Annotated in this window: 7 protein-coding genes; all 7 read left to right on the top strand. The window is 66.1% G+C overall.

Annotated features, from left to right (window positions below; all coding sequences use genetic code 11):
* Positions 1-26: 26 nt before the first annotated feature.
* The 7 genes from GC162_13735 (at position 27) to GC162_13705 (ending at position 12,355) form a co-directional block, all read left to right on the top strand.
* Positions 27-962, top strand: coding sequence for a DUF58 domain-containing protein (locus tag GC162_13735; protein ID MBI1369702.1), 936 nt, complete (start codon positions 27-29; stop codon positions 960-962).
* 125 nt (positions 963-1,087) lie between these two features.
* Positions 1,088-3,343: a VWA domain-containing protein gene (locus GC162_13730; protein MBI1369701.1), complete on the top strand. Its 2,256-nt coding sequence runs from the start codon at positions 1,088-1,090 to the stop codon at positions 3,341-3,343.
* Positions 3,344-3,349: 6 nt separating this feature from the next.
* Positions 3,350-5,761, top strand: coding sequence for a hypothetical protein (locus tag GC162_13725; protein MBI1369700.1), 2,412 nt, complete (start codon positions 3,350-3,352; stop codon positions 5,759-5,761).
* A gap of 156 nt (positions 5,762-5,917) precedes the next feature.
* Complete coding sequence (locus tag GC162_13720; protein ID MBI1369699.1) at positions 5,918-9,394, top strand: hypothetical protein; 3,477 nt, start codon at positions 5,918-5,920, stop codon at positions 9,392-9,394.
* On the top strand, positions 9,391-10,059 hold the full coding sequence (locus GC162_13715) for a hypothetical protein (protein MBI1369698.1): 669 nt from the start codon (positions 9,391-9,393) through the stop codon (positions 10,057-10,059). Before GC162_13720 ends, GC162_13715 begins: the two co-directional genes overlap by 4 nt.
* Before the next feature lie 2 nt (positions 10,060-10,061).
* Positions 10,062-11,129, top strand: coding sequence for a prenyltransferase (locus GC162_13710; protein MBI1369697.1), 1,068 nt, complete (start codon positions 10,062-10,064; stop codon positions 11,127-11,129).
* Between the two features lie 23 nt (positions 11,130-11,152).
* Entirely contained in the window at positions 11,153-12,355 is a 1,203-nt protein-coding gene (locus GC162_13705; protein ID MBI1369696.1) for a hypothetical protein, read from the top strand.
* Positions 12,356-12,381 lie beyond the last annotated feature (26 nt).

Below are 12,381 nucleotides of genomic sequence, written 5' to 3'. Positions count from 1 at the left end.
CGGGAAGCGACTAGACTTAGCCATCCATGACGCCCAACGTGCAGCACAGCGCGATTGACTACCTTCATCCGCAGACGCTTTCGGCGGTGGAGGGCATCGAGCTTCGGGCGCGGCACATCGTCGAAGGGCTCATGACGGGCATGCACCGCTCGCCGTACTTCGGGTACAGCGTCGAGTTCGCCCAGCATCGGCCGTACACGCCGGGCGATGATCTGCGGCATCTGGACTGGAAGGTCTTCGGGCGCACGGACAAGCTGTACCTCAAACAGTATCAGCAGGAAACGAACCTGGATCTGATGCTCCTCGTCGATGCGTCGGGGTCGATGCGGTACGGGACGAAGATGGGGCGGCGGAATCAGCAGTGGCGCAAGTTCGATCATGCCACGAGCATCGCGGCGGCGCTGAGCTACCTGGCGCTTCAACAGCAGGACCGCACGGGGCTGATCGTGTTCGCGGACAAGCTTCTGGAAGTGGTTCGGCCGAGCAATGCGCGGGGCCAGTGGCGCACGATCGTCAAGGCGCTGTCGGGTCAGCCGGTCGAGGCGCAGACGCAGATGAGCCATGTGTTCGAGCAGGTGATCTCGAAGCTCACGCACCGGACGCTGGTGGTGATCTTGAGCGATTTTTTCGACGATGCGGCGCATGTCGGGGCGGGATTGGCCCGGCTGCACTATCGGCGGCATGACGTGATGATGCTTCAGACGCTCGATCATGCGGAACTGACGTTTCCGTTCGCCACGCCGCAGCGGCTGCTCGGGCTGGAAAACGAAGGCAAACTGGACCTGGACCCCAAGGCGCTGCGCGAGGCGTACCTGGATGAACTGCATCAGCACATCCGCGCCCTGCGCGAAGAAGCCCGGCGCTACCGCTACGACCACGAACTGATCGACACCACGCAGGACGTCGGCCCGCCGCTGAGCCACTTCCTGGCCCGCCGCGCGGCGCGATTGAAACGACCTTGAAACCCACGCATGACTGAAACGGAAAATGGCCATTGGAAAATGGGAAATGGAAAATCGACGACGCTGATTTTCCATTTTCCAATGGCCATTTTCCATTTGCCTTTTAATCGAATGAGCCACGGATAATGTTCTGTTTTCTCGCACAGGTTCTGCCATCGTTCATCGCGCCGGGGCTGGCGGTTGCCGGGTTGGCGGCGGTGTCGGTGCCGATCATTATTCATATTCTCTCGCGCCGGCCGCGCAAGCCGGTGGAGTGGGCGGCGATGCGGTTCGTGCTGGCGGCGTACAAACGTCACCGGATGCGCACACGGCTCGAGCAACTTCTGCTTCTATTGATGCGGTGTCTGATTCTGGCGGTGCTGGGGCTGGCGCTGGCGGGGCCGATCTGGTCGGCCCTCGGCGCGATGGCGGGGCTGGCCAAGAGCGGGCGGGTCGTGGTGATCGTATTGGACAATTCGCTCACGAGCGCCGCGGCCGAGTCGCCGGGCAAGTCGCGGTATGACGAACTGCGCGGTGCGGCGGGGAAGCTGCTCGATGAACTGACGGCTCAGGATCGCGTGGCGCTGATTACGGCGTCGCGACCGGCGGCGGCGATCATCGCCCCGCCGACGAGCGACCCGATGGCGGTGCGACGGCAGATCGACATGCTGGGGCCGACCGCCGCCGCGGCGGACCTGCGCGGAGCGTTGCAGCTCGCGCAGCAGACGCTTGACGAGATGGAGCAGACGGGTAGGCCCACCTATGTGGTGCTTTTGAGCGACTTTTCCGCCGGGGCGGTGCCGCTGGAGGCCGGGTCGTCGACGCTGCCGAAGGAGATCTCGCGGCTGGGCGAGAAGGCGAAGCTGCTCATGTACACGCCGGCGGCGGGCGCGGACAACATCCAGATTCAGTCGATCGAGCCGGATCGGAAGGTGGTGATCGCGGGCGGCGCGACGGGGGCGACGCCGGTGAGCTGGTCGATCAAGGTGCGCCGGTTCACGCAGAGCGCCGGCGGGCCGGCGGTATCGACCGTGCGGCTCAGCGCCCCGGGTCAGCCGCCGGTGCGCCGCGAGGTGCGATGGGCGGCGGGTCAGAACATCGCCGATCTGCACATGGACACGCCGCTGGCGACGCCCGGCACGGCGGAAGTCGAGGCGATGCTCGAACCCGCGGCCGAGGGCAGCGATGTGCTCGACACGGACAACACCATGCGTGCGATCGTGCGCGTGCGGCAGAAACTGGGCGTGACCATCCTCGATCGCGTCGGCACGGCGAGCATGGGGTTGAGCCCGGCCAAGTGGCTTTCGACGGCATTGGCGCCGGTGGCGGATCAGCTTGGCTGGCCGATCCATGTCAAGGATGCGGACACGGCGGCGCTGGGGGCGGATCGGACGATTCTGCGCGACACGGACGCCGTGCTCGTGCTGCGGCCGGACCTGCTGGACGATGCGGGCTGGGACACGCTCGGGACATGGACCAAGGCGGGCGGACTGGCGTGGATCATCGCCCCGCCGACGCCCACGCCGACGCTCTGGCCCGCCAAACTCAACGAGACGATGGGCCTGAACTGGTCGATCGGGGCTGAGGCGGTCAAGGACGAACCACCACTGCGACTCGCGTCCGATACGCAGATCGCGGAGGAACTGGTGCGGCTCCGCTCGGACATTGAAGACTTGTTGCGGCCGGTCGAAATCTATCGCCATCTGCCGATCGAAACGGCGTCGCTGGGCGCGCAGACAAGCGTGCTGCTCAAAGGAGCCGGCGGACAGCCGATCATGATCGCGGCGGACACGGCCAGCGGGCGGGGTCGCGTGATGCTCACGAGCACGGCGGTGGATCTGAACTGGACGAACCTGCCGATCAAGCCGCTGTTCGTCCCGCTGGTGCACGAAGTGATCCGCGCGGCGATCGATCAGCTCCAGCCGGCGGGCCATTTTGAAGCGGGCGATCAGCCGCGGCTCGGACCGGCGTGGGCCGACGTCACGAAACTCATCGGCCCGGGCGATACGCAGGTCATGCTCATCAAGGATTCGGACACGGACAGCGCCGGCGGCGAAGGCGTGACGCCGATTCGCCCGCTTCTGTTGCCGGGCGTGTATCGGTCGGAGACGGATGCGCTGGTGGTGAACGTGCGGCCGGACGCGGGGAATACGCTCGCCGTCGACCGCGCCGCCCTGCGTTCGTACCTTGGGGCCGCGGGGGAATGGAACATGATCCATGCCGCCGATCCGTCGGCGAGTCTGCGCATCGATGCGGACCGGGCGGACCTGAGTTGGCCGCTGCTTTGGGCGGTGCTCGCGCTGGCGATCGGCGAGATGGTGCTGGCGCGCTACGCTTCGCACGCCAGCACAAAACACCGCACGCACGACGTGACCAGTATTATCGACAAGCCCGTGATTTGAACCACGATGACCACGATGCGTTTCGCCAATCTGCCGTTGATTCTCGCCGCCGCGCATGGCGGTGATGCGTCCTCGCGCGCCGCTTCCGGCTCCGGCGGGGGCGTGCTGCGGTGGCTATTGGGGCTCAAGGAACTGGACCCGACGAATCCGAATCTGCTCATCAGTTTTCAGCATACGATTCCGTCGTGGGCATGGGTCGCGATCATCACGGCGGCGGCGGTCATCGCGGGGATGAGCTATCGGTACATGGTCGGTCGCCGCGGCGGGCGGATCACGCTCGCCGCCGTGCGCGCCGCTGTGCTGCTGCTCATCATCGTGCTGCTGGCCCAGCCGTCGCTGGTCCTGCCCGATGAGGAGATCGAGCAGGATCACGTGCTGATGCTCGTGGACCGCAGCGCGTCCGTGTCGGTCAAGGATGTCTTTGACGCACAGAACGCCGCGGACCGCACCTCGCGGCAGCAGCAGCTTCAGTCGATCATCACTTCGCACGATCCGCTCTGGGACAAGCTCGCCAAGCAGCATCATGTCGACTGGCTCGGGTTCTCCGATCGGCTCGTCGAGCTCGGGTCGCCCGACAAGCTCGAGGCGCCCGGCGGGCGGTCGACGGCCCTGCGCAGCGCGATTCTCGAAGCGCTGCGTCGGTCGGCGGGCAAACCGATCAGTGCGATGGTGGTCATGTCCGACGGTCGCTCCAGCGAGCCGATCGGGCCGGATACTTGGCGCATGCTGCGCCAGATGGGCGTGCCGGTGTATGCCGTGCCGCTGGGGGCGCCCAAGGCGCCGCTCGATCTTGCGATCGGCCGCACGGACGCGCCGGACCGGGCGTTCGTCAACGACACCGTGCCGATCGGCGTATCGATCACGCGCACCGGAGAATCCGCCGACGCCACCGACCGCGCCCCGCCCGGCACGATCGTCAAGCTCGTCGACACTACGACCGGCCAGGTGCTCGATCAAAAGCCCGTGGAGCGTTACGACAAGCCGGTGCAGCTCATGACGACGCCCAAGGCCGCCGGCGCGGTGACGTGGCGCGTCGAGCTTTCGACGAGCGAGCCGGAACTCATCACCGAGAACAACCAGCAGAACCTTGAGCTGACGCTCGTCGATCGGCCGATCCGCCTGCTCTACGTCGAGGGATATCCGCGATGGGAGTACCGCTACCTCAAGAACATGGTGGTGCGCGAAGCGAGCGTGTCCAGTTCGATCATGCTCTTGTCCGCTGACCGGACGTTCGCGCAGGAGGGGAATATTCCGCTCAAGCGGCTTCCGCGGACGGAAGAGGAGATGAAGCCGTATGACGTGATCATCATCGGCGACGTGCCCGCTGGTTTCTTCAGCGCCGATCAACTGCGGCTCATCGAGCAGCAGGTGTCGGTGCGCGGGGCGGGGCTCATGTGGATCGGCGGTGCTTACGACACGCCCGGTTCGTATGCCACCAGTCCGCTGGCATCGCTGCTTCCGATGGGCGGGGCGATGTCGAGCGCCTTGTTGCCGACGCCGATCAAGTTGATGCCTACGCCGATGGCCGAGGCATTGGGGGTGTTGCGGTTGCGGTCGCTCTCGGGGCCGGATGCGGACACGACCTGGCCGGAGAATTTGCCGGTGCTTCAGTGGGCGCAGTCGATCGAATCGCTCAAGCCCGCGGCGGAGGCGCTGGCGGTGGACGCCAATTCCAATCAGCCGTTGATCGTGCGCATGCGCTTCGGCGCGGGACAGTCGCTGTATGTGGCGACGGACGAAATCTGGCGCTGGCGCTACGGGCGCGGCGACCTGTACCCCGAGCAGTTCTGGATGCAGCTTCTTCGCCTGCTGGCCCGCGGACGACTTCAGTCCGGTTCGGGCTCGGATGATCGGGCGACGCTGATCGTCTCCCACCGGCGCGCGGCGACAGGGGATACGCTCGTGGTGGAACTGAACATCAACGACCAGGCCCTGCTGGAGCAACAGCCGTCGACGATCGCGGTCGATGTGACGGAAGTGGCGGGCGAAAAGGACCCGGCGCCCCGGCCGGGTTCGACGCCGACGCAGCGGATCACGCTCACCGCTTCGCCCGATCGCAAGGGGCATTATCAGGGCCTGTGGACCCCGCCGGCGGCCGGTCGGATGGCGCTGCGCGTGGTGGAGCCGACGCTGGCGGACCTGGGGCTCACGCAGATTGTGCAGGTCGACCGGGCCGACGCGGAGCTGCGCTACCCCGCCGCCGATCACGCCCTGCTGGGCGAGCTGGCTCAGCGCTCCGGCGGGACCGTGCTGGCGGCTTCGCAGGTCGATGATCTGGAACGCCTGCTGCCCAACAACGCCCGGCATACCGTGACCGACATCAGCGAACCGCTCTGGAACAGCCCGCTGGCGTTCATCCTCGTCCTGCTGCTCATCAGCGGCGAATGGATCGGCCGGCGATTGATCGGATTGGCGTGAGTCGGGGATCAGGGATCGGGGGTTGGGGATCGGCTGATCCCTGATCCCCGACCCCTGACCCCCGACCCCTGGCTTGCTAGAATCACCCATCGGAAAGGACGCTTTTTGATCCCGCTGATCACACAGCTCGACCGCGTCCGAAAGCGAGCGCGGCGGATGCTCATCCTCATGCGCCTCGCCGCATGGTTGAACACCATCCTCGCCGCACTCATCGTCATGGGCCTCGTCGACTTCGCCCTGCGGCTGCCCGCATGGCTGCGCTTTGTGATCGTCGTGGCCGGGCTGATCTTCGCCGTGCGCCATGTCATGACGCGCATCCTCCGCTCCGCCCGCGTCAACCCGCAGCTCACCGCGCTGGCGATGCGGCTTGAGCGCCTCTACCCCGAAGCCGCCGGCCGACTCGCCTCCGCCGTCGCCTTCGCCACGCAGAGCCCCGCCGAACTGGACTCCCCCGTCGCGCGCGAGCTGGCCGCGTCCACCACCGAGTCCGCCCGCGGACTCCTCGACGCTAAACAGGTCAATCGCCTGCTTGATCCGGTGCACCTGATCCGCACGACGCTGATCTTCATGATCGTCGTGGGCCTGTCGGCGGGCATCACCATCGCCGCGCCCAATTCCGTCTCCACGGCGATTGGGCGATGGGCCAATCCCTTCGGCGACGCCGCCTGGCCCAATCGGTATCACGTCGAGTCGATGACGACGCAGAAGGTCGCGCCCAACAATGCGCCGCTGCGCGTCGCCGCCCGGGTCACCAAGGGAGATCACGACAATCTGCGCACATGGGTCGTATACAAGTTCACGCACGAAGGCGAGAACGCCGACGCGATCCCGTGGCAGCGGGCGCTGATGACGCGGCAGACCGAAGCGACCATGGCCGGCCAGTACCTGCGCCCGATCGAGCCGCAGCCGACGGCCGATCATGTGACGCTGTATTTCGAGGCGGGCGACGATCAGAGCGCCCCGCAGACGATTCAGCTTATCGAGCCGCCGAACGTGCACCGTGCGGTCGTGCAGATCGACCCGCCCGATTACGCCTCGGGTCAGGCCGCCCTGGAGCGGCACGACCTTCTCTCGCCGCCGCGGCCGAGCGTCGTGCTCGAAGCGCTGGAAGGATCGCGCGTGCGTTTGCAGATGGTCATCGACGGGTCGATTCAGAAATTGCCCTCCGAAGCCGATGCGGATCAGCTTAAAGCGTGGGCGGCTTCGACGTTCCCGGGGCTCATCGGCGATGACGAAACATACGAAGCGATGCGGCTCGTGTACGCGCCAACGTGGACGGATGATGCGTCGTATGAATTTGAATTGAGCTGGACGCTGCGGAAGGTCACGCAGTTTCAGTTCCATCTCGCCGACGCGTTCGGTATGCGATATGAGGATCAGCGGGTGTTCCGTTTCGAGGTGCGCCCGGACCATCCGCCGCGCACGACGATCACGGACCCCGCCGCCGACGAGTCGGTGCTCGCGACGGCGACGGTGCCGCTCATGGCGGAGGCGACGGACGACGTGGCGATCGCGTCGATGAAGCTCGTGGCGCGGCACGGTAAGGAGGCGGACAAGGAACTGGCGTCGATGACGGAGCCCAAGAGCCGGGCGCAGGTGGGCGTCACGCTGGACCTGACGCCGCTGGGGCTCAAGGCCGGTGAGGAGCTTTCGATCGTTTCGATCGCGCAGGACAACTACCTGCTCGACGGTCAGCGGCATGACCCGGTCGAATCGACGCCGCGGCGCCTGCGCCTCATCAGTGAAGAAGAACTGACGCGGCAGCTTCGGACGGATCTTGCGGAGCTGCGCCAGCGGGCGATCCGTGCTCAGGCCACACAGCAGCGGCTCATCGAATCCGAACCGTCCGCTTCGACCGCCCAGCAGCAGAAGGATCTGGTGGAGCGCATCGATGCGATGGCGCAGACGAACAAGGCGCTGCAGGATCGCATGTCGATGAATCGGCTTAAGGACGAGAACCTCAATCGCACCGCATCGGATGCTCAGAAGATGCTTTCGGACGCCAAGAGCAGCGCCGGGAAGGCGACGGAGGCGATCGAGCGGGCGGGGCGCGATGCACAAAACGCGGACCCCAAGGCGGCCGAGCAGCTCAAGGACGCGCGGGCCCAGCAGGACAAGACGGAGAAGGAACTGGCGGAGCTCGTGGACCTTTTGGATCAGGGCCGCGATGCGTATGAACTGAAGCAGAAGCTCGTGAAGCTCCAGCAGGAGCAGCAGCAGCTAGCGGATCAGGTGCGCAAAATGCTGCCGCAGACGCTTGGCAAGACGGCGGACCAGCTCACCGATGAGCAGAAGGCCGCGCTCAATCAGGCGGCGGAGGATCAGGCCAAGCTCGCCGAGCAGGCGCGCCAGCTCACGCAGCGGATGCGCTCGACCGCCGCGGCGATCAGTCGCCAGTCGGAGAAACCCGAGGATCAGGCCAACGCGGAGGCGATGAAGCAGGCGGCCGACACGGCCACTCAGCAGAAGCTCGACGAGAAGATGGACAAGGCGTCGGAACAGGCCAAGCAGAACCAGCTCTCGCAGTCGCAGCAGCAGCAGGCGTCAGCGTCGGACACGATCGATCAGATGCTCAAGGACCTGGGCCGGGCCGAGCAGATCCGCCAGGAGATTCTCCAGCGGAAACTGCTGGAACTGGTGGAGGCGATCCGCAAGCTGCGCGAGCAGCAGCAGGCACAGCTTGATCGGCTCAAGGCGGCGGAGGTGCTGGCGGACCTCGACGCCCCGATGCTCACGCTGCGCCGTAACACGCTGGCGGTCGCTGAGACGGCCCGCGCGACGGACCGCTCGGCGGGACCGGTGGCGGACCTGCTCGAACTGGCGGCCAAGTCGCAGGGCGGTGCGGTCGAGGCGCTCCGCGCCAAGAGCCCGTCCAAGCCGACCGTCGAGCAGGCGGAGACCGATGCGCTGGCGAAGCTCGACGAAGCGCTCAAGCTGGCGCAGAAACTGGCGGATGAGGCGAACAAGAAGATGAGCGAGGAGGAGCGCGCCAAGCTCGCCAAGGAATATCAGGCGGCCCTGGCGGAGCAGAAGGCGATCATGGAAGCGACGACGCCATTGAGCGTCGTCGCCGAGGCGGACCGCGACCGGCGCTTCCGGGCTGAGACGATGAACCTGGGCAATCGGCAGGCGGACCTGCGTGTGACGCTCAAGAACCTTCAGACCAAGCTGGGCAACACGATCGTGTACAACTCGGTGCATGAGCAGATCGACAACTGGGCGGGCGATGCGTCGACGAAGCTTCGTCGCTCGGAGGCGGACGCGCGCGTGGTGATCGACCAGCGCATGATCGTCATGTCGCTCGAAGCTTTGATCGAAGCGCTCAAGCCGTCCAAACCCGACAACGAATTCGCGGATCAGCAGGGCGACGGGGGCGGCGGCGGAGGCGGGGGCAAACAGCCGCTCATTCCGCCCATCGCGGAAGTCAAGCTGCTGCGCCAGCGGCAGGTGCAGATTCACGAAATGACGCGCATGATCGATCAGCCGCCCGCGCCGCTGCCCGATGCGGACCGGAAGCTGATGGTGCAGGACCTCGGTCAGCAGCAAAGCAATCTCGCCCAGACGGGCGAACGGCTGATCCGCGCCATGCAGAACCGCAATGCCCCGCCCGGCGGGCCGGAGCCACAGCAATGAAAAACATCCTTCCCATGTTGATCGTCGCGCTCGCCGCCGGCGTCAGCGCATGGGGCGCCGATCCGACGCTCGATGAGCTTCTGAACATCCCTGTGCCGACGAAGCCCGATGCGCCCGCCAAGCCCGACGCGCCCAAGTCGGCCGCGCCCGAAGGTGACAAGCCGATCATGCCCGATGTCAAAGTGCCCGGCGAGGACGCGGGTGCGGGCGATGCGTTCAAGCTGGCGGTGACGGACATGCGTCAGGCCGGGGAGCAGATCGCCGATGCGCACGACACCGGGCTCGACACGCAGCGCACGCAGGAGCGCGTCATCGCCCGACTCGATCAGCTCATCAGCGAACTATCCAAACAGCAGCAGTCGAGCAAGAAGAAGCCCAAGGATCAGCAGCAGGACACCGGCAGCCAGCAGAACCAGCAGCAGCAACAGCAGTCGCAGCAACAGGCCAACTCGCAGGAGGCGGCCAAGGACACGACGCTCGATCACGGCCAGGTCGAGAACGGCCGGCTCAACGACGAACCCCTGACGGAGAAGCTGTCGGAATGGGGCAATCTCCCGCCGCGCCTGCGCGATCAATTACTTCAGGGACTCGAAGACCGGTTCAGCCAGTTGTATCGCAACATGACCGAACGCTATTACCGCCGCCTCGGCGAGCAGGGTAACTGAACATGAATCGAACCGTGGGCATGATGTTGTGCGTCGCGGTGGGCGTGAATGCAGCGATGCTGCGGGCGCTGGCGGCCGACGATGCGGCTCCAGCGGCGGCGCCCGTGGGCGAGGTCGGGGCGGCGAACGCACCGACGGATTTCGTGGAGATCACGCCGCAGGTTCAGGCAGCGGTGCAAAAGGGCCTGGTGTTCCTCGCGTCGCAGCAGCAGCCGGACGGGAGCTTCGGCGCCGAGCAATACGGGCGCAATGTGGCGATCACGGCACTGGCGGGACTGGCGTTCATGAGCGACGGCAATCTGCCCGGTCGCGGCAAGTACGGGCCGAATGTCGAGGCGGCGGTCCGCTTCGTGCTCGACTCGCAACAGCCCAACGGGCTCATCGCGGCCGACACGTCGCATGGCCCGATGTACGGGCACGGATTCGCCACACTGTTTCTGGGCGAAGTGTACGGGATGACCAACGACCCGCGCACGCGCGAAGCGCTCATCAAGGCCGTCCGACTCATCACGCGCTCGCAGAATAAGGAAGGCGGCTGGCGCTATCAGCCGGTGCCGGTCGAAGCGGACGTGTCGGTGACGATCTGCCAGGTGATGGGCCTGCGCGCCGCGCGCAATGCGGGCATCAAGGTGCCCAAGGAGACGATCGATCAGGCGGTCGATTATGTCCGCCGCTGCCAGAACGCCGACGGGGGCTTCCGCTACATGCTCAACAGCGGCAACAGCGCGTTTCCGCGATCGGCGGCGGGCGTGGCGACGCTGTACTACGCGGGCATCTATCAGGACCAGGCGATCGACCGTGGCTTGCAGTACCTTGTGCAGAATCTGCCGGGCGAGGGTCGCAACACGCCGCACTATTTCTACGGGCACTACTACGCGGTGCAGGCGATGTACATGGCGGGCGGCGAATACTGGTCGCATTGGTTCCCGGCGATCCGCTCGGAACTGCTCGACCGGCAGAACCCGACGACCGGCGACTGGGACGGACAGGCGGGCAAAAGCTACGGCACCGCGATGGCGCTGATCATTCTTCAGATGCCCAACCGCTATCTGCCGATTTTTCAGAAGTGATGATGACACGCATGATGCGACGCTTGCGAAATGTGGTAGCCGGGTCGCTACGCGACCCGGTGATGGCTGTGCTGATGATGGTGTTGATGTTCGGCGGCGCCGCCCGCGCGGTCGAGTCAGCGACGCTCATCGGCGACGATCTGCATGCGCAGTCGATCAAATTCGTGGGGCTTTCCGGTGGAGAACTGACCTATTTCAACGCCGACCGGCAACTTCAGCGAGCTGACGCGGCTCAGTTCGTGTCGCTGTCCTTCACCGACGAAGCCGCCCCCGCGGACGCCGCCGAGTTCCCGGCCCTGATGCTCAATGACGGGCATCTTTTCCGGGGCAAGTTCGCCGGCGTGGACGAAGCGGGCAAGGTTCAGTGGGACACGAGCGACCTGGGCCGTCTGACTTTTAAGCTCGACGACATCGCACGAATGAACGTCAGCGAGATCGAAACGCCTCCCGCCCCCGCCCCGGGCGCCGCGTCGACGACGGCAACCCCCGCGCCCCCGCCGGCGGCGAACGGACCCGTGTCCGCCAATGACCGCGTCACGCTGCGCAACGGCGATGTCATCAGCGGGTTCATCGAATCCGTCCAGACGACCGGCCTGAACATCACCGTCGAGCAGAATCAGAAGCTCACGCTCACGTGGGACCGCGTGGCCCGGCTCGCCCTGGCGAACCCGGTGCGGGCCAAACCCGGCGTGTGGGTCCGGCTCGCGGGCGGGTCGCGCCTGCGGGTCGAGAAACTGGCGATCGATTCGAAGCAGATGGCGGGGGAGGTATTGGGCAAGTCCGTCGCCCTGCCGCGCGAGCAGGTCAGCGGGATCGACTTTGCGCAGCGCCATCGTCTGATGCGTCTGGGCGAGATCGAGTCGGAGGTGACCGGCGGCGGGAGCGTGTTCGGCGTACCGATGAAGCCGCAGGCGACGATCGACGGGGTGTATCTGCATGCGCCGGTCAGCGTGACGTATCATCTGCCGGAAGGCGTGCGGCGGTTCGCGGCGACGGCCCGGCTCGACCCGCAGGGCCTGGACTGGGCGGACCTGAATCTGATCGTCGAGGACGGCAAGGGCATGCTGGCCCAGTGGCATCTCAATGGGGCGCAGCCGTCGGCCGAGGTGAACATCGTGCCGCGGGACCGGACGCTGGTGGTGCAGCTTGACGACGGGGCCAACGGACCGGTATTCGACCGGCTGGTGCTTTCGGGGGCGTATCTGCTGATCGACGTTCAGCCATAACGCCCGCAAGCGGGTCGCGACCCGGC

This window comes from Planctomycetota bacterium, assembly GCA_016125255.1.
In the GTDB taxonomy this organism is placed as follows: Bacteria; Planctomycetota; Phycisphaerae; order Phycisphaerales; family Zrk34; genus RI-421.
The sequence above is the reverse complement of the archived record's forward strand: the minus strand, read 5'-3'. Positions and strand labels throughout refer to the sequence as shown.

What these genes read in the sequence shown, in the direction of transcription:
- GC162_13735 (MBI1369702.1), top strand. Translation starts at nt 27, where the DNA reads ATGACGCCCAACGTGCAGCACAGCGCGATTGACTACCTTCATCCGCAG.
- GC162_13730 (MBI1369701.1), top strand. Translation starts at nt 1,088, where the DNA reads ATGTTCTGTTTTCTCGCACAGGTTCTGCCATCGTTCATCGCGCCGGGG.
- GC162_13725 (MBI1369700.1), top strand. Translation starts at nt 3,350, where the DNA reads ATGACCACGATGCGTTTCGCCAATCTGCCGTTGATTCTCGCCGCCGCG.
- GC162_13720 (MBI1369699.1), top strand. Translation starts at nt 5,918, where the DNA reads ATGCTCATCCTCATGCGCCTCGCCGCATGGTTGAACACCATCCTCGCC.
- GC162_13715 (MBI1369698.1), top strand. Translation starts at nt 9,391, where the DNA reads ATGAAAAACATCCTTCCCATGTTGATCGTCGCGCTCGCCGCCGGCGTC.
- GC162_13710 (MBI1369697.1), top strand. Translation starts at nt 10,062, where the DNA reads ATGAATCGAACCGTGGGCATGATGTTGTGCGTCGCGGTGGGCGTGAAT.